This window comes from Kribbella sp. NPDC048837, from assembly GCF_055586945.1.
Window position 1 is genome coordinate 1343959 of record NZ_JBVJHF010000002.1, and the last position, 16521, is coordinate 1360479.

The window sequence follows — 16521 nt, forward strand, 5'->3', positions numbered from 1 at the left end:
ATCCTTACAGTATCAGGAGGGGACGATGGACCCCAAGGAGCTACGCGAGGCGGTTGCGGGTCAGTTCGCCCGCGGTCGCCGCCGGACTGTCCGGGTCGCCGTCGAGCAGGAGTTCGTCGTCAGCGACGCCGCGACCGGCGGCGTCGTACCGATCGAGCGGGTCCGCGCGGCGACCGGTTCGCCGTACCTGAGTTTCGAGCCCGGCGGTCAGCTGGAGCTGAGCCTGCCGTGCGGGCCTGACCCGGCCCGGCTGCTCTGCGAGGTCACGCGGGACCTCGAGGGTGAGCTGGCGGCGGCCGGCATCCGCATCGATGCGCTCCCGGTCGATCCGCGCCTGGACGTGCCGTTGCAGCTGACAAGTCCGCGATACGCCGCGATGCAGCGGCACTTCGACACGATCGGGCCGGCCGGGCGGCGGATGATGCGGCGTACCGCGTCGACCCAGGTGTGCCTCGACTGGTGGCCCGGCCGCGCCGGGATCGAGCAATGGCGGGTCCTCAACCTCGCCGGTCCGTTCCTCGCCGCGGAGTTCGCGCGCTGCGCCGGGCCTGACGGCCGGCTCACCACCTGGCTCAACGTCGACCCCGCGCGGACCGGCTTCGACGACCGCGTGCTGTCTGGGGACGACCCCGTTGTCGCGTACGCCGACTTCGCCGCCGGCGCCACGGTCTTCGTCGATGGCGGGCCGGCCGGGCACCTGACCACGCTGTTCCCGCCGGTCCGGCCGCGGGAGACGTACCTCGAGGTCCGCTTCCTCGACGCGCAGGAGCCGGCCGCTGTCGGCCGCTCGATCGGTGCGCTCGCCGATCTCCTGTACGACGACGATCACCGCAGGCGGGTCCTGGCCGCACTGGAGCCGGAGCAGCATCGTCTCGCTGAGCTTTGGCACGCGGCCGCCGCCGGCGATCTCGACGGGATGGAGGCGGCAGCATGAACGGCGTCCTGTTCGTCACCGACCCGCTGGCCGGGCTGCAGGCCGACATCGACGCGACCATCGGCCTGATGAGTGCCAGTCAGGACCTCGGCCTCGACGTCTGGTGCTGCGAACCCTTCGAACTCGCCGTGGTCGACGGGCGGCTGTTGGCCCGAGCCCACAAGATCCGGCTCCGGCCGCGCCGGCCCGCGGGCGGCGATCACCGATGGCTCGTCGACGCGGAGTGGTGGGACGAGCTCGACCTCGCCACGGTCGAGGTCGCCGGGTTCGAGGTGGTGCACCTGCGGATCGATCCACCGGTCGACGAGCGGTACCTGCACACGACGTACCTGCTGGACCTGGCCGGCACCCGGGTGGTCAATCGTCCGGACGGGATCCGCTCGGTGCACGAGAAGCTCGTGGCGCTGCGGTTCCCGGAGCTGTGCCCACCGACGTACGTCGGTGCCTCGGTCGCCGGCCTGCGTGACTTCGTCGCGTCGGTCGGTACGGCGGTGGTCAAGCCGGTCGACGGGTTCGCCGGAATCGATGTCTGGCTGGTGCGCGACGACCACACAGCGGTCGCGCTGCTGGAGTCGGCGACCCGCGGCGGTCAGCGGCAGGTGATCGCCCAGGAGTACCTGCCGACCGTTGCGCATGGCAACAAACGGCTGTTCCTCGTCGACGGTGAGATCGCCGGTGCGGTGCTGCGCCGGCCGGCCGTGGACGACTTCCGGATCGGGCCGCCGGTCGCGCCGGCCGCGATCGACGACGCCGACCGCGCGATCGTCGCCGCACTCGGCCCGCTGCTGCGCCGGCACGGCCAGACCATCGCGGGCGCCGACGTCATCGGCGGCCGCTTGATCGAGGTCAACGTGACCTGCCCGGGCGGCATGCACAAGACCGACGCCCTGCTCGGCACGCGGCTGAGCGAAACCATCGTCCGCCGGCTCATCGAACCGGCTCTGCTCCCGGAAGGAGTACTCGCATGAGTACCGTCACGATCGTCTGCATCGCCCTGATGGGCATTCTGTTGTTCGTCCTCGGCGCCAACGTGTCCCGTCAGCGTGCGATCCGCGGCGCCGGCAACCAGGCACCGACCGATCCGGCCGACCGGCTGCTGATCGCGATCCGCGCGCACGGCAACGCGGCCGAGTACATCCCGACGATGATCGTCCTACTGCTGGTGTGTTCGGCGCTCTCCGACAGTTGGCTGGTCGACGTACTGGCCGTGGCCGCGCTGGTCGTGCGCACCACGCATGCTGTCGGGATGCTCTCCGCGAAGACGCTCGCGGCCCACGGCCCGCTGCGCGATGTCGGCGCCTTCGGCACCTACTTCACCGGTATCGCGCTCGGCGTCACCGCGATCGTGACGATCTGAGCCGTTGTCAGAAGACTTCGATGCTCAGCGGGGCCACCGGCCAGGTGAAGGCCGAGGTGGCCCGGGCGACGGCTCCTGGCGTGTGCTCGGTGATCCGGCCGGTGGCGGCGAACTCGGCGAGCGCGCGGCCACCGAGATAGGCGGCGCCGAGGTCGGTGACCGGGACGGTCAGGTCGGCCGGGTCGTCGGTCCGTTCGCACCGGGCGGTCGTGCCGTCAGCAGTGAGCCGGAAGCGACCGGCGTTGGCCGGGATCAGGTCGTCGGTGACGTCGAGCACGAGGTCCACGGCGACGGCGTACCGGCGCTGTTCGAGGGCGCGGGGGACGTCCGTGATGCGGAGCCAGAGGGACTCGTTCACTCGCCGGTCCAGCGCGGTCGGGGTGCTGACGAGCTGGAGCAGCGGCTCGTCGACGGCGGCGTACCCGAACTCGAGGCTGGCGGCCAGGTCGAGGGTCAGCACGTGCTGCCACAGTGCCTTGTACGCCGCCGCGTCGAGCGCGACCAGCTCCTGGAGCGACACCTCGTTGCCCGGACCGGTCGGTCCCCAGTTCATCTTGCCGCGCCAGAGCGCGTAGCCGTCGACGGTGCCGGCCTCGTCGCGGTGGACGAGGATCTGCCGGGCGGTCTTGCCGCCGCGGTCGTCCTTCTTGTCCTCCAGACGCTGCTGCCAGTCGAGGTCGGAGCGGCCGGAGATCCCCGGACGGCGCTCCTGCAGGCCGCGCAGGAGGGGCGGCAGCTCCTTGAGGGCGTCGTCCACGGTCAGCTCGCCGAGCTCGCCGGGCCGGGTCCGCACGCTGGGCGGGCCGACCCGGTGCAGGTCGATCTCGTACGACAGGCCCCACGCGGCAGCGCCGTACCCGAAGCGGCCGTAGATCGCCGGCTCGCTGGCCCAGAGCACCGCGATCGCCTCCGGCACCTCACGCAACTGCCGGGTGATCAAGGACGACATGACGCCGCGCCGGCGATGCGTCGCCTTCACCCCGACCCCGGTCACATGCGCGGCCGGCACCACCCCGCCCGGCACGGACAGATCCCGCGTCAACGCCCTGGTGGTCCCGATCACCTCCGCGCCGTCGGTCGCCACCAACGCCCGCCGAGGCTCGAACAACCGCCGCCCCAGGTCATCCGGCGTCGCGTCGAACATCATCGCGCCCCCGAACACCCCCGACAGCGCGTCGTAGTCCTCGGCAACCCCCACCCGAACCGCGATCTCGCTCACAGTCGCATCCTCACACGCCCCACCGACAACCGGTCAACAACAAACCGCCGCGGGTCGCCATCATCCGCAGTAGGAGGGGTGGTGCGAAATGATCAAAGCACTCGGAACAACTGCGGCAGCCCTGCTCGTGGCGGGAGCACTGGTACCAACCACAGCAACAGCCGCACCAACCGCGAACTGCGCAGTGGGAGCCGGATCCGTGACGTCAGGCGGTGACCACCGGAGTGTGCTGGCCATAGCGACCAGGCCGCCCACGGCGCGTGACGACATCGTGGCGGCGGATGTGTACGCGCCCGGGCAGGTACGGGTCAGTGCGTCGATGAACGCGCTGGACGACGGGTTCGGTGGGGTCAACGTGTTCGGCTACGTCATCATGGGCGACAAGTTGTACTTCAGCGGCTACCACGCCGAGAACGGCACCCACGACGGTGCGCCCGCGGCGCCGATCGGTGGCGGGTGGGGGAGCTTCGTGGCGCTGGAGGAGGCGGACTACCAAGGACCCACGGACACCCACATCACGCGGCGGAACACCTATGCACTCCGCAGTGACGGCACGCTGTTCCGGTGGACCCTGATCAACGGCGCGTGGCGAAACAGGGCCTCGGCTCCTGGGTTCGCCGCGGTGAAGTCGATGGCGCTGATCAGCAAGTCCAAGACGTACGACACGTTCCTCGCCAACACCCGCGGCGGTGCGCTGTACACGATCCACATCCCGACCGCGGCGCCGATGAAGCCGGTCGTGAAGCAGATCCGGGCGAAGACCTGGCAGGGGTTCGAGGCGCTGCTCGCGCAGAAGTGCGGTCAGTACGGGACGCTGCTGCTCGGCATCGACCGGGACACCGGCAGCGGCTACCTGTACGCCGTCGGCCGTGCGAACGGGACGGCCACCGTGATCCAGTCGCTGGGCAAGGTCCCGGCCACCCTCGCCGACCCGGTCGACTTCCGCTGGAAGGACCCGGGGGCGCCGCTCAACGGGGAGTGACTAGCGGACCGCGGGGAGGTCGCCGGTGGATTCGCCATCGAGTTCGGCGGGGGAGTCCGGGGCGGGGGTGTGTTCGGCCTCGTCGAGGGCGATCTCCTCGCGGAAGACGAACTTGCGGTAGGACCAGAAGCGGAAGAGGGTGCCCAGGCCCAGGCCGACGAAGTTCGCGGCGATGTTGTCGGACAGCCAGGTGTGCAGGTCCAGGACGTAGCGGGAGAAGGCCAGGCAGCCGGCGGCGATCAGCAGGCCGATGCCGTTCAGCACGAAGAACAGGACGTACTCACGGTGCAGTCCGCTGCGCTCGCGGTGCCGCCAGGTCCAGTACCGGTTGCCGAAGTAGGTCGCGACGGTCGCCACCGTCGTCGAGATCAGCTTCGCGGTCAGCGGCTTGTGGTGCAGCATGCCCTCGCCGGAGTCGGCGAGCACCAGAGGGTTGTTGAAGACCAGCCAGTTGTAGATCGGCAGGTCGACGACCAGACCGAGCAGACCGACCACACCGAACTTGGCCACTTCGTGCACCAGGTGCTCGACCTGGCGATACAGCGTGGTGACGAGCTTCAACGGTCTCCGGAACCTTCTGTGATCGCGTCGCAACGGGGAGGACAGCAGCTTCCCACGGTACCTGGCGACGGGGGCGACCCCGAAATCGCCCGCGCGCCGCGGTGGCCGCCGTACGGCCGATGATGTATGGACATTAGGCTCCAGGCTGTGAAGTTCGATCGCAACGACCTCCCTGTCGGTACGCCGGTCGTCGGCATGGTCGGCGGCGGGCAGCTGGCCCGGATGACCCAGGAGACCGCCGTCGCGCTCGGGATCCAGCTCCGCGTGCTCGCCGAGGGCCCGACGGTGTCGGCCGCCCAGGCGGTCGCGGACGCGCCCGTCGGCGACTACAAGGACCTCGAGACGGTACGCCGGTTCGCCGCGGAGTGTGACGTGGTCACGTTCGACCACGAGCACGTCCCGACCGACCTGCTGCACGCTCTCGAGGCCGACGGCATCAAGGTGCACCCGGGACCCGACGCGCTGGTGCACGCCCAGGACAAGGCCGTCATGCGCCGCCGGCTCGACACCTTCGACGCGCCTTCCCCGGCCCATCAGGTGGTCGAGACCGCGGACGACGTCGCGGACTTCGCCAAGCGGGTCGGCGGGTTCCCGGTCATCCTCAAGACCACCCGCGGCGGGTACGACGGCAAGGGCGTCTGGTTCGTCGACGGCCCGGACGACGGCGCGATCGAGGTCGCGTTCGGCAGCGGCGTACCGATCCTGGCCGAGGAGAAGGTCGACTTCGTCCGCGAACTGTCCGCGATCGTGGCCCGGTCGCCGCACGGCCAGGCGGTCGCGTACCCGATCGTCGAGTCGGTCCAGAAGGACGGCATCTGTGTCGAGGTGACGGCGCCCGCGCCCGGCTTGGCGCCGGAGAGGGCGGCCCAGGCCCAGCAGACCGCGCTGCGGATCGCTGGTGAGCTCGGCGTCGTCGGCATCCTCGCGGTGGAGATGTTCGAGGCCCGCGACGGCCGCCTGCTGGTCAACGAGCTCGCGATGCGCCCGCACAACACCGGGCACTGGTCGATCGACGGCGCGGTCACATCCCAGTTCGAGAACCACCTGCGGGCGGTGCTCGACCTGCCCCTCGGATCGCCGGCCGCGCGAGCGCCGTACACCGTGATGGTCAACGTGCTCGGCGGCGACGTCGAGGACATGCACCGCGGGCTGCTGCACTGTCTGGCCCGCGACCCCGGACTGAAGGTCCACTTCTACGGGAAGTCGGTGAAGCCGGGTCGCAAGATCGGCCACGTCACGGCGTACGGCGACGACCTCGAGAAGACCCGGGAGCGCGCCCGGCACGCGGCCGCGTACCTGACCGGCACCATCGACGAGTAGGGATCACCCATGAGCGTTGGCATTGTGATGGGGTCGGACAGCGACTGGCCGACGATGAAGGCCGCGGCCGAGGTCTGCGTCGAGTTCGATGTGCCCTTCGAGGCAGACGTGGTGTCGGCGCACCGGATGCCGACCGAGATGATCGACTACGGCCGGTCGGCCCACGAGCGGGGACTGAAGGTGCTGATCGCCGGCGCCGGCGGGGCCGCGCACCTGCCGGGCATGCTCGCGTCGGTGACTCCGTTGCCGGTGATCGGCGTACCTGTTCCGCTCAAGTACCTGGACGGGATGGACTCGCTGCTGTCGATCGTGCAGATGCCGGCCGGGGTTCCGGTGGCGACCGTTTCGATCGGCAACGCGCGGAACGCGGGCCTGCTCGCGGTCCGGATCCTGGCCGCGTCCGACGAGAAGCTGCGGGACCGGATGGTCGCTTTCCAGGAGTCTCTGGCCGATCTGGCCCGGGCCAAGGGCGGTACTGTGCGTGACGGCGCGGCAGACCTCCGTAAAGGCTGAAGGCAGCTCAGTTTTCCACTACTCCCGACAGGGTAGGCGTGAGATCCCAACCGTTGTCGTCTAAGGTCGTCGATCGTGACTCCGCCCACTGAACCGGATACGCAGCGCATCCCGGTCCGCTACTGGATCTGGCTGTTCGGCGCTGCTGTGTCCTTGCTGGGCGACCTGACGATGACGTTCGCCATCGGATGGTCGGCCACCCAGCACGGCGGCCGTGTCGCGGGCCTGATCCTGCTGCTGGCCGCCGCCCCTCGTGCTGCTCTGCTGCTGGTCGGCGGTGCCGTCGGCGACCGTTACGGCGCGCCGCGCGTCCTCCTGATCAGCTGTATCGCGATGTTCGTGGTGACTGCCGCCCTCGTGCCGGCCTCGGCGGCGGTGGGCGAGCCGGTCTGGCTGCTGGTCGTCCTGGCGCTCGTCGTCGGCGTGATCGACGCGTTCTTCCTGCCGTCGTCCCGGTCGATGCCGCGCCTGCTCGTCCCTCCGGAGCAGGTGCCGCGGGCGCTGGCCAGCTTCCAGGTCACGGGCGTTGTCTTCGCCGTCACCGGCACCGCGGTCGGCGGCGTACTGGTCAGCTGGGCCGGCCTCAAGGCCGCGGCCGCGTTCGACGCCCTCACCTTCGGCGTCATGATCCTCGTCCTGGTCCTGCTGCGCGGGACGACGGCGCCGCACGGTTCGCGGACCACGACCATGTTCCGCTCGATCGTCGAGGGGATCCGCGCGGCGTTCGGCCGGCCGTTGACCCGGGCGCTGCTGATCACGATGACGATCGCGGCCGGAATGCTGATCCCGATGGACTCGCTGCTGCTGCCGCTGCTGGCCCGCCACCATCACTGGGACGCGAAGACCGCGGGCATCCTGATCGCCACCCGCAGTATCGGGGTCGGCGTCATCTCGATCCGCATCCTGATGCGCGGAGCGTTCCAGCGGCCGGGCGTCGTCGCGATGCTCGGCCTGCTGCTCGCGGCGGTCGGGTTCATCGGGCTGTCCGCGCTGGACGCACTGCCGCTGACCATCGCGTCGGCGGTGATCAGCGGTATCGGTGTCGGCACCTTCACCGGGCACGTGCTGCCCCTGCTGATGAACTCGGTGGAGCGCGAGTACCAGTCGCGCCTGCAGTCGGTCATCGTGCTCTGCCAGAGCCTCGCCCTGGTCGTGATGAACCCGATCCTCGGCAGCCTCGCCGACGTGAGCAGCATCGGCATCACCGGTGTCTGCCTGGGTATCGGCGTCGCCGCCGCACTGATCGGGCTCATTGCGCTCAGCCGCCCGGTCATCCGCAACGCGACAGTGACCTAAGGCCCCTACGGCTTACATGACCTCGAGCCCTACGGCTTGCCCGGGGCTCGGTAGGTCCAGCCGGCAGCGCGCCAGGCGGCCGCGTCGAGCAGCAGCCGGGCGTCGATCACGACCGGGTGCTCCACGACGCCGCGCAGCGCGGCCGGGTCCAGCTCGCGGAACTCGGGCCACTCGGTCAGGTGCAGTACGGCGTGCGCCCCCTCGCAGGCCTCCGTGGCGGAGGCGGCGTAGCGCAGGGTCGGGCGGACCTTGCGGGCGTTCTCCATCGCCTCGGGGTCGTAGACGGTGACGTTCGCGCCGTGCAGCTGGATCCGGCCGGCGACGTCGAGGGCGGGCGAGTCGCGGACGTCGTCCGTACCGGCCTTGAACGCGGCGCCGAGGACGGTGACGTTCTTGCCGACCCACTCGCCACCCAGCGCCTCGTGGGTGACGTCGACGATCCGGGCCCGGCGGTGCTGGTTGATGTCGTCGACCTCACGCAGCAGCGTGATCACCTCTTCGACGCCGAGCTCGCCGGCCCGGTGCATGAACGAGCGCAGGTCCTTCGGCAGGCAGCCGCCGCCGTACCCGGGGCCGGCGTTCAGCATGCCGCGGCCGATCCGCTTGTCGTACCCGAGCGCGTCGGCCAGCTGGGTGACGTCCGCACCGGTCGCGTCGGCCAGCTCGGCGAGCGCGTTGATGAACGAGATCTTCGTGGCCAGGAAGGCGTTCGCGCCGCCCTTGACCAGCTCGGCGGTGGGCCGGTTGCAGACGACGACCGGCGTACCCTCGGCGATCGGGGTCGCGAAGACCTCCCGCAGCCGGGTCTCGGCGGTCTCCGACTGCACGCCGAAGACCAGGCGGTCCGGGTGCAGCGTGTCGTCCACGCCGTGCGCCTCACGGAGGAACTCCGGCTGCCAGGCGACCTCGACCGCGACGCCGGCCGGGGACTCCGCGTGGAACCGCTGCTCCAGGATCGCCGACGTACCGACCGGGACCGTGGACCGGCCGACGACCAGCGTCGGCCTGGTCAGCAGCGGCGCGAGCATGTCGACGACCGAGTGCACCTGGGACAGGTCGGCCGCCTCGCTGCCCTCGAGCTGCGGGGTGCCGACGGCGATGAAGTGCACGTCCGCCCAGTCCGCGATCTCGCGGTAGTCCTTGGTGAACCGCAGCCGGCCGGACTCGACGTGCTTCTTCAGCAGCGGGTCCAGCCCGGGTTCGTACAACGGCGCCTTGCCGTCGTTCAGCAGCTTCAGCCGGTGCTCGTCGATCTCGACCCCGATGACGTCGAAACCGAACTCGGCCATGCCCGCGGCGGTGTTCGCGCCGAGGTAGCTGGTGCCGATGACGGCGATCCGCAGGGGGCGGGAGGTCGCTTCACTCATGCCGGGGACTCTACCCATCGTGGTTATCAGCCGGTGACCGGCTCATGTCCGCCGGCCTTCTGGACTGTGCGCTCTTGATCACTTTCGGCGTATGACGCCCTCCCTTCGGGGATTGTTCGTCGTACTGTGTGACTCGTGAGTAACTCATTCGACCTGTATGCGCTGTCCGAGGAGCACCAGGCGATCCGGGACGCCGTCCGCGACGTCTGCGACGCCAAGGTGGCCCCGCACGCCGGTGACGTGGACGAGCTCGCGGAGTTCCCGAAAGCGTCGTACGACGCCCTGAAGGCCTCGGACTTCCACGCGCCGCACATCCCGGAGCAGTACGGCGGCGCCGGGGCGGACGCGCTCGCGACGGTGATCGTGATCGAGGAAGTCGCCCGGGCCTGCGCCTCGACCTCGCTGATCCCGGCGGTCAACAAGCTCGGCTCGCTGCCGCTGCTGCTGTCCGCGTCGGAGGAGCTCAAACAGCGCTACCTGCCGCCGGTCGCGGCCGGTGACGCGATGTTCTCGTACTGCCTGTCGGAGCCCGAGGCCGGCTCGGACGCCGCCTCGATGAAGACGCGGGCGGTGCTCGACGGGGACTCGTACGTCCTGAACGGCGTGAAGCGGTGGATCACCAACGCCGGGGTCAGCGACTACTACACCGTCTTCGCGGTGACGGACCCGGACGCGCGGTCCCGCGGGATTTCTGCCTTCGTGGTGGAGAAGTCGGACGAGGGCGTCTCGTTCGGTGCGCCGGAGAAGAAGCTCGGCATCAAGGGCTCGCCGACCCGCGAGGTGTACCTCGACAACGTCCGGATCCCCGCGTCCCGGCTCATCGGAGACCCCGGGACCGGGTTCGCCACAGCGATGGCGACGCTGGACCACACCCGGGTGACGATCGCCGCGCAGGCGCTCGGGATCGCCCAGGGGGCGCTCGACTACGCGCTCGGGTACGTCAAGGAGCGCAAGCAGTTCGGCAAGGCGATCGCGGAGTTCCAGGGCCTGCAGTTCATGCTCGCCGACATGGGCATGAAGATCGAGGCCGCCCGCCAGCTCACGTACGCCGCTGCCGCCCGCTCCGAACGCGGTGACGCCGACCTCACCTACTTCGGCGCCGCCGCCAAGTGCTTCGCCTCCGACGTAGCCATGGCCGTCACCACCGACGCCGTCCAACTCCTCGGCGGCTACGGCTACACCCACGACTACCCCGTCGAACGCATGATGCGCGACGCCAAGATCACCCAGATCTACGAAGGCACCAACCAGGTCCAGCGCATCGTCATGGCCCGCCAGCTCCTCAAAAACCTGTAGCCGCCCCACGCGTGCTGCGCAGGCGCTCCCTCGTCGCTCCGCTCCTCGACGCGCCTGCTGCGCGCGCTCCCGCCGGCGAGTTGCCGCGGGGCGGTCTCATCAGGTGGATGGTGCCTACTCGCCGTTGAGCGGGTAGGTGGGATCCATCCAGCGGAAGTAGACGGTGTTGGCGAAGGTGGTGGGGACCTTGCCGATCGACTGGATGACGGTGGTGGTGCCGGTGGCGTGGCCGACGGCGTACAGGTAGCCGGTGTGGGTGTCCTTGTCGATGCCGAGCAGGACGGTGCCGTACCGGCCGCACTGTTGCGCGACCATCGCCTCGAAGCCCTGCCAGGTCTTCGCGCGGACCTGCTTCACGATCGGCTTCATCGGAGCCGTGGTCGGGATGTGGATCGTGTAGAGCGCGCCGCCGCGGGTGTTCGCGAGGAAGGTGTCGTAGGTCTTGGTCTGGCTGATCAGCACCATCGACTTCACCGCGGCGAAGCCGGGTGCGGATGCCTTGTTGCCCCAGGCACCCTTGGTGCTGATGGTCCAGCGGAACAGCGTGCCGTCGTTGCGGAGTCCGTACGTGTTCCGTCGCGAGACGCCGGCCTCGGTCGGGCCTTGGTACTGCGATTGCTCGAGCGCGACGAAGTTCGCCCAGCCGCCGCCGATCCGCTGGGACGGGGTGCCGGTGATCGTGCCGTCCTTCGAGGAATAGGCGGTGAAGTACAGCCCGTCGCCGATCAGGGCGAAGCCGTTGACGATGACGCCGAGGAACTCGTCGGCCAGGCCCACCATGGAACTGCTGACCCTGGCCTGGCCCGGCGCGTACACCCCGCGTCCGACGAGGGCGGCGGCGCCGGCGGTGGGTGGCACGGTGCTGGTGATCGCTTGTTCGGTGTGGTCTCCGCCCGCGGTCACCGTCCCCAGCCCGATCCCGCAGGCCGCGGTCTCCGCGGCCGTCGCCGTACCAGGCTGCAGGCCGGCTGCCACCAGCAGCACCGCGGTCGTCGCCATCCCGATTGCCTTGAACATTCGCACCACCCCTTCACCTTGAGAGATGGCTGCCGGCGCGAATTGGTTACGGGAGAATGTGGCCGGCGCTGGTGAAGAGGCGGTACCACTCCTCGCGGGTGAGCTGGACGGTCGCGCCGGCGGCGGATTCGCGGACGCGGGCCGGGTTGGTGGTGCCGATGACGACCTGCATGCGGGCGGGGTGGCGGGCGATCCAGGCGATGGCGATCGCCGTCGGCGTGGTGTTGTGGTCGTGGGCGAGCTGGTCGAGGACGTCGTTCAGCTCGGGGTAGTTCTCCCGGTCACCGAGGAAGACGCCGCCGGGTGGGGGCTTCTGCAGCGACCCCCAGGTCTGGATGGTGATGTCCTTCAAACGGCTGTAGTCGAGTACGCCGAGATCCCGGTCGGCGGACTGGTCGAGCCCCATGATGTTCGCGGCCAGACCCTGCGCGACGAGGGCGGCGTTCGCGATGCTGAACTGCATCTGGTTGGCGACGAGCGGCTGCCGGACCGACTTGGCCAGCAACTCCATCTGCGCGGGCGTGTGGTTCGAGACGCCGAACGCGCGGACCTTGCCGCTGCTGTGGAGCTCGTCGAACGCGGCGGCGACCTCGTCCGGTTCGACCAGGGTGTCCGGGCGATGGATCAGCAGCACGTCCAGGTAGTCGGTCCGCAACGCGGCCAGCGACTGCTCGACGCTCGACAGGATGTGCTCGCGGGAGGAGTCGAAGAAGCCGGCCCGGATCCCCACCTTGGACTGGATCGTGACCTGGTCCCGCTCGGCCGGCGGGACGGGTTGCGCGTCGCCGTACCGCTGCTCGCAGCCGTGCGACCCGCCGTAGATGTCGGCGTGGTCGAACATCGTCACCCCGGCCTCACGCGCCGTACCCACCAACTCGCGGATCTCCGCGTCCGAGAGCTGCTTGATCCGCATCAGCCCCAGCACGACCCGCGAGACAACCGTCCCGCTCCCACCCAACTCGACCGTCTCCACAGCAGCTCTCTTCCTACTCGGGTGGGTTGCCGGTGAAGTGTTCCGGCTTGACCAGGACCGCCGTACGACGATCCTCCGCCATCGCGCGATCGTATTCCTCGAGGTCCGGGTGTACGCCGCCGGCCGCGTGGTAGATGTCCCGCAACAGCAGTCGCAAGCGCTCCGCGTCGATCCCGGGCAGCGCGTCGTCCGGTCCCACGAGCTCGACCGGCCCGCTGACGCCGACCCACTGCCAGCCGGCCCGGAACACGAGCGTGGCGCGAGGAGTACGCCGGAGGTGGGCGAGCTTCGCCGTACCGCCGCGGGCGACCACGGCGACCACCGGCTCGCCGGTGAGCGGATGGTCCAGCACGCCGGCGTTCACGACCGAGGCGGCCGGTTCGCCGGAGCGCCGGCTGGTGATGAGTACGGCGAGCCAGTGGTCCTGACTGCCGAGCCGGGAAACGAGATCGAGACCGCTACGAGTGTCCACCCCTGGACGCTAACGGATTCGGCCAGAGCAAGGGCTGGATGGCCGGGTCCGTGTAGTCGGGGTCGGGGGTGTGCCGGACCAGCGTGTCGTTCGGGTGGGACGAGCCGGGACGCCAGCGGTTGTCGATGGGCTGGAGGTGGATGGCGATCGACCGGCGTGGCGCCGTACCGCGGTTGGCCGAGCTGCCGTGGACCGTGCGGCAGTGGTGGAAGCTGACCTGGCCGCGGCGCATCCGGGGTACGACGGGAGTGGGATCGAAGCCCTGGTTGACGATCGAGGCCGCGAGCGACTCGTTGTCCTGCGAGAAGAAGTCCAGCCCGGTCACGTCCCACCGGTGACTGCCGGGCAGGAACGACACCGCGCCGTTGACCTCGTCCACGTCGTGGAACCCGACCCACGCGGTCAACATGTCGTCCGACGTACAGGACTGCCAGTACTGCCGATCCGTGTGCCAGCCGACCTGAGCCGAGCCGCCGACCGGCTTGCGCAACAGCTGGTCGTGCCACAACCGGATCCCGTCCGCACCGGACAGCGCGGCCGCCGTCGCTCCGATCGCCGGGTGCCGGACCATCGCGGCAAGCTCGTCGACACGGAGCGAGGAGTAGTCGTTCTTCCGGAGTACGTCGCCATCGGCCGGCTGCCAGCCGCGGGTGGCCGGCAGGTCCGGGAGGGCGTGGTCGTGATCGCCTGCGTAGAAGCGTTCCATTCCGCGCTCGGCGGCGTCGAGCACCTCGGGCGGAACGATCACCGGCGAGATCCAGTAGCCGTGTTCACGGTAGAAGGCGATGTCGTCAGGTCCTGGAAGCATGCGAGAACCGTAGGCAGCCGATCGGCCGGAAGCGTTGCCGTTGTTCAGGTGACTGGACACAATCTTCAGGTGTCCTTGACCCGGCCGAGCGGACTGCGCGCGGGCTTCCATGCCGATGTGCACGACTCGGTGAGCGGCCTCGTCCATGCCGGCGAGCAGTGGGTCCCCGAGCAGTTCCTGATCGAGCCGCACGACCATCCGGTCTGGGAGATCTACCTGCAGCTGCACGGCATCACGCATTGGGTGGCCGGTGCGGAGAGCTACGTCCTCCGGCCCGGCCACCTCTTCGCCGTACCGCCGCACGTCACCCACCACCTGGCCGGACGCTCGGGCAACCACCACTTCTACTTCGCCGCGATCGACCTGAAACCCGTCGTACGCCGCCAACCGGCCCTGGCGACTCCGTGGCCGAAGGCCGTGGTGCACCGCGAGGCGGGAGAGCTCGCCTACGCGTTCGCCCAACTGGTTCGCGAGCTCACCACGCGCTACGAGTACGCCGGAACCGGTCTGGCCCTCGCGGTCGACCACCTGGTGCTGGCGGTCGCGCGGTCCATGACGCCGACCGCCGTACCGCAGCTCGCGATGCACCCGGCGGTGCGGACCGTGAGACGCCTTCTGGACCAGGAGTTCCACGAGCGGTGGACACTCCGGCAGCTGGCCGATCGCGTCGGGCTGGCGCCGTCGTACCTGGCGGAGTTGTTCGTCGGCCAGCTCGGTCAGCCGCCGCATCGCTATCTGAACGAACGCCGGATCGACCGCGCCCGGGAGCTCCTCGACACCAGTGACGTGACCATCACCGCACTCGCCCTGAGCCTGGGCTTCAGCTCGAGCCAGCACTTCGCCCGGGTCTTCCGTCAGGTGGCCGGGACCACGCCCACCGCCTACCGCTCGTCCTCGGCCGGCGGCAGCGTCGGGTAGTCGATCATCGGGTAGAGGCCGACCGTGAAGCCGTAGGTGGTGTCGCCGGAGCGCGGCAGCTGGTCGAAGGCGTGGATGACCCGGTCGACCTCCTGCCAGAACTCGGCCGCGCGCTCCTCCGGGATCCGCGCGTGCCGGATGAACGATCGCATCTGTCCGGCGTCGTACGCCGACTTGGACTCCTCGGCGGCGACCTCGAAGTCGTTGAAGTCGTGCGGCAGCTGCCCGTCCCGCCCCTGCCGGCCCAGACCGATGTAGAACATCCGCGCGGCGCGGCCGTAGAACCGCTCCTCGATCGCCCGCACCCGCCGGGTCCGGACCACCTGCAGGATGCCCGCGTCGGTCAGCACCTTCACGTGGTGCGCGACCGTGCTCTTCGGGCGTTTGACCGCGGTGGCCAGCTCGGTCACGGTCGCGGCCCGCTCGTGCAGCAGGCCGAGGATCGTCGTCCGCAACGGGTCGCTGATCGCGCGGACCTGCTCCGCGGTGGTCAGCTCGATGGTGTCCGCGAGGTCGTAATCGGGGACCGAACTGTTGATCGACATGATCCGAATAGACTAGCATCGTCGATTGTTCGAGATATTTGGATCATTGGAGCTGACGATGGCCGAGGTAGTGCTGTTCCACCACGCGCAGGGACTCACCGACGGGGTGAAGTCGTTCGCCGACGAGCTACGCCGGGCGGGCCACACCGTCCACCTGCCCGACCTCTACGAGGGCCGGACGTTCGCCACCCTCGAGGAGGGCATCGGATACGCGCAGCAGACCGGCTTCGGGACGCTCCTCGACAACGGCGTGAAAGCCGGCGAGGGCCTCGGCGAGGGCCTGGTGTACGTCGGCCACTCGCTCGGCGTGATGCCCGCGCAGAAGCTCGCGCAGACCCGCCCGGGTGCGAAGGGGGCGGTGTTCCTGTACTCCTGCCTGCCGGTGGCCGAGTTCGGCTCGTGGCCGGCCGGCGTACCGGTGCAGGTCCACGGCATGGAGGGCGACTCGTTCTTCGCCGACGAAGGCGATCTGGACGCGGCCCGCGAGCTGGTCGCGTCCACCGATCAGGCCGAGCTGTTCCTCTACCCGGGCAAGGACCACCTCTTCGCCGACGCCTCGCTTCCGGCGTACGACGAAGCGGCGGCCGCACTGGTGATGCGCCGCGTGCTCACCTTCCTCGGCGCGCTCGAGGCGTGAGGGGCAGGTAGCTACAGGGCGTGAAGTTTGGCGAAGGGTGCCTGGATGCGCATCAGCTTGCCGCCGCCGAAGTCGACGACGACCGCGTAGCCGCCGTCGACCGAGCTGATCCGGCCCAGGCCTTCTCTGTCATGGGACACCCGCTGCCCGACCTCGAAAACTTTGATCGGGTCCGGAACGCGGGGTTTGAAGGGGCTCGTGGACAGATGACGACGCGTCGTCCCGCGGAAGGATTCCATCAGGTCTCCAGTATGCGCCACATCGCCAGGCCGTGAACCGGGTAGGTGGTGTCCGCTTGGTGCCAAG

Annotated in this window: 19 protein-coding genes; 10 read left to right on the top strand and 9 right to left on the bottom strand. The window is 69.7% G+C overall.

From position 1 onward, the window contains the following. Positions 1-25: 25 nt before the first annotated feature. The 3 genes from ACZ6O0_RS14380 to ACZ6O0_RS14390 are packed head-to-tail and all read left to right on the top strand — an operon-like array spanning position 26 to position 2291. Complete coding sequence (locus tag ACZ6O0_RS14380; RefSeq protein ID WP_465765316.1) at positions 26-934, top strand: glutamate-cysteine ligase family protein; 909 nt, start codon at positions 26-28, stop codon at positions 932-934. After that, entirely contained in the window at positions 931-1902 is a 972-nt protein-coding gene (locus ACZ6O0_RS14385; protein ID WP_465765317.1) for an ATP-grasp domain-containing protein, read from the top strand. The genes ACZ6O0_RS14380 and ACZ6O0_RS14385 overlap by 4 nt, the downstream gene beginning before the upstream one ends. Further along, on the top strand, positions 1899-2291 hold the full coding sequence (locus ACZ6O0_RS14390; RefSeq protein WP_465765318.1) for an MAPEG family protein: 393 nt from the start codon (positions 1899-1901) through the stop codon (positions 2289-2291). The genes ACZ6O0_RS14385 and ACZ6O0_RS14390 overlap by 4 nt, the downstream gene beginning before the upstream one ends. A 7-nt stretch (positions 2292-2298) precedes the next feature. On the opposite strand, the gene ACZ6O0_RS14395 is transcribed toward ACZ6O0_RS14390, so the two are convergent. Next, positions 2299-3510, bottom strand: a complete 1212-nt coding sequence (locus ACZ6O0_RS14395; RefSeq protein ID WP_465765319.1) for a GNAT family N-acetyltransferase — start codon at positions 3508-3510, stop codon at positions 2299-2301. 199 nt (positions 3511-3709) lie between these two features. On the opposite strand from ACZ6O0_RS14395, the gene ACZ6O0_RS14400 reads away from it, so the two are divergent. Further along, positions 3710-4492, top strand: a complete 783-nt coding sequence (locus ACZ6O0_RS14400; RefSeq protein ID WP_465765320.1) for a hypothetical protein — start codon at positions 3710-3712, stop codon at positions 4490-4492. Here the strand turns inward: ACZ6O0_RS14400 and ACZ6O0_RS14405 are convergent, their stop codons facing one another. Continuing rightward, a complete protein-coding gene (locus ACZ6O0_RS14405) occupies positions 4493-5053 on the bottom strand; it encodes a GtrA family protein (protein ID WP_465765321.1) in 561 nt (186 codons plus the stop codon). Positions 5054-5200: 147 nt separating this feature from the next. Here ACZ6O0_RS14405 and ACZ6O0_RS14410 point away from each other — a divergent pair, with 147 nt between their 5' ends. The 3 genes from ACZ6O0_RS14410 to ACZ6O0_RS14420 all read left to right on the top strand — a co-directional run bounded on the left by ACZ6O0_RS14410 (position 5201) and on the right by ACZ6O0_RS14420 (position 8182). After that, a complete protein-coding gene (locus ACZ6O0_RS14410) occupies positions 5201-6373 on the top strand; it encodes a 5-(carboxyamino)imidazole ribonucleotide synthase (protein ID WP_465765322.1) in 1173 nt (390 codons plus the stop codon). Between the two features lie 9 nt (positions 6374-6382). After that, complete coding sequence (gene purE / locus ACZ6O0_RS14415; protein ID WP_465765323.1) at positions 6383-6886, top strand: 5-(carboxyamino)imidazole ribonucleotide mutase; 504 nt, start codon at positions 6383-6385, stop codon at positions 6884-6886. A 75-nt stretch (positions 6887-6961) separates the two neighbouring features. Further along, positions 6962-8182, top strand: coding sequence for an MFS transporter (locus ACZ6O0_RS14420; RefSeq protein ID WP_465765324.1), 1221 nt, complete (start codon positions 6962-6964; stop codon positions 8180-8182). A gap of 29 nt (positions 8183-8211) precedes the next feature. Here ACZ6O0_RS14420 and ACZ6O0_RS14425 read toward each other — a convergent pair whose 3' ends face one another. Next, positions 8212-9549: a UDP-glucose dehydrogenase family protein gene (locus tag ACZ6O0_RS14425; protein WP_465765325.1), complete on the bottom strand. Its 1338-nt coding sequence runs from the start codon at positions 9547-9549 to the stop codon at positions 8212-8214. Positions 9550-9684: 135 nt separating this feature from the next. Here ACZ6O0_RS14425 and ACZ6O0_RS14430 point away from each other — a divergent pair, with 135 nt between their 5' ends. Further along, the gene (locus ACZ6O0_RS14430) at positions 9685-10845 is read left to right on the top strand and encodes an acyl-CoA dehydrogenase family protein (protein WP_465765326.1); all 1161 of its coding nucleotides are present in this window, start codon (positions 9685-9687) and stop codon (positions 10843-10845) included. 114 nt (positions 10846-10959) lie between these two features. Here ACZ6O0_RS14430 and ACZ6O0_RS14435 read toward each other — a convergent pair whose 3' ends face one another. Genes ACZ6O0_RS14435 through ACZ6O0_RS14450 form a run of 4 tightly spaced genes read right to left on the bottom strand, consistent with a single transcriptional unit; the run spans position 10960 to position 14115 of the window. Beyond that, on the bottom strand, positions 10960-11862 hold the full coding sequence (locus ACZ6O0_RS14435) for a hypothetical protein (RefSeq protein WP_465765327.1): 903 nt from the start codon (positions 11860-11862) through the stop codon (positions 10960-10962). A gap of 46 nt (positions 11863-11908) precedes the next feature. Next, positions 11909-12835, bottom strand: coding sequence for an aldo/keto reductase (locus ACZ6O0_RS14440; protein ID WP_465765328.1), 927 nt, complete (start codon positions 12833-12835; stop codon positions 11909-11911). Between the two features lie 13 nt (positions 12836-12848). Further along, positions 12849-13307 (bottom strand): TIGR03618 family F420-dependent PPOX class oxidoreductase, encoded by a 459-nt coding sequence (locus ACZ6O0_RS14445; protein ID WP_465765329.1) that lies wholly within the window; start codon positions 13305-13307, stop codon positions 12849-12851. Next, positions 13294-14115, bottom strand: coding sequence for a phytanoyl-CoA dioxygenase family protein (locus tag ACZ6O0_RS14450; RefSeq protein WP_465765330.1), 822 nt, complete (start codon positions 14113-14115; stop codon positions 13294-13296). The genes ACZ6O0_RS14445 and ACZ6O0_RS14450 overlap by 14 nt, the downstream gene beginning before the upstream one ends. Positions 14116-14184: 69 nt before the next feature. Here ACZ6O0_RS14450 and ACZ6O0_RS14455 point away from each other — a divergent pair, with 69 nt between their 5' ends. Then, positions 14185-15033 carry a helix-turn-helix transcriptional regulator gene (locus ACZ6O0_RS14455; protein WP_465765331.1) on the top strand — a complete coding sequence of 283 codons (849 nt, stop codon included), beginning with the start codon at positions 14185-14187 and terminating at the stop codon, positions 15031-15033. Here the strand turns inward: ACZ6O0_RS14455 and ACZ6O0_RS14460 are convergent. Further along, positions 14997-15578 (bottom strand): ArsR/SmtB family transcription factor, encoded by a 582-nt coding sequence (locus ACZ6O0_RS14460; protein WP_465765332.1) that lies wholly within the window; start codon positions 15576-15578, stop codon positions 14997-14999. The two genes, ACZ6O0_RS14455 and ACZ6O0_RS14460, sit on opposite strands and share 37 nt — an antisense overlap. A 58-nt stretch (positions 15579-15636) precedes the next feature. Here ACZ6O0_RS14460 and ACZ6O0_RS14465 point away from each other — a divergent pair, with 58 nt between their 5' ends. Then, the gene (locus ACZ6O0_RS14465) at positions 15637-16215 is read left to right on the top strand and encodes a dienelactone hydrolase family protein (protein WP_465765333.1); all 579 of its coding nucleotides are present in this window, start codon (positions 15637-15639) and stop codon (positions 16213-16215) included. Positions 16216-16226: 11 nt separating this feature from the next. On the opposite strand, the gene ACZ6O0_RS14470 is transcribed toward ACZ6O0_RS14465, so the two are convergent. After that, positions 16227-16454, bottom strand: coding sequence for a hypothetical protein (locus ACZ6O0_RS14470; protein WP_465765334.1), 228 nt, complete (start codon positions 16452-16454; stop codon positions 16227-16229). Positions 16455-16521 lie beyond the last annotated feature (67 nt).

What these genes read in the sequence shown, in the direction of transcription:
- ACZ6O0_RS14450 (WP_465765330.1), bottom strand. Translation starts at nt 14,115, where the DNA reads ATGCTTCCAGGACCTGACGACATCGCCTTCTACCGTGAACACGGCTAC.
- ACZ6O0_RS14465 (WP_465765333.1), top strand. Translation starts at nt 15,637, where the DNA reads ATGGCCGAGGTAGTGCTGTTCCACCACGCGCAGGGACTCACCGACGGG.
- ACZ6O0_RS14390 (WP_465765318.1), top strand. Translation starts at nt 1,899, where the DNA reads ATGAGTACCGTCACGATCGTCTGCATCGCCCTGATGGGCATTCTGTTG.
- ACZ6O0_RS14385 (WP_465765317.1), top strand. Translation starts at nt 931, where the DNA reads ATGAACGGCGTCCTGTTCGTCACCGACCCGCTGGCCGGGCTGCAGGCC.
- ACZ6O0_RS14425 (WP_465765325.1), bottom strand. Translation starts at nt 9,549, where the DNA reads ATGAGTGAAGCGACCTCCCGCCCCCTGCGGATCGCCGTCATCGGCACC.
- ACZ6O0_RS14435 (WP_465765327.1), bottom strand. Translation starts at nt 11,862, where the DNA reads ATGTTCAAGGCAATCGGGATGGCGACGACCGCGGTGCTGCTGGTGGCA.
- ACZ6O0_RS14380 (WP_465765316.1), top strand. Translation starts at nt 26, where the DNA reads ATGGACCCCAAGGAGCTACGCGAGGCGGTTGCGGGTCAGTTCGCCCGC.
- ACZ6O0_RS14470 (WP_465765334.1), bottom strand. Translation starts at nt 16,454, where the DNA reads ATGGAATCCTTCCGCGGGACGACGCGTCGTCATCTGTCCACGAGCCCC.
- ACZ6O0_RS14460 (WP_465765332.1), bottom strand. Translation starts at nt 15,578, where the DNA reads ATGTCGATCAACAGTTCGGTCCCCGATTACGACCTCGCGGACACCATC.
- purE (WP_465765323.1), top strand. Translation starts at nt 6,383, where the DNA reads ATGAGCGTTGGCATTGTGATGGGGTCGGACAGCGACTGGCCGACGATG.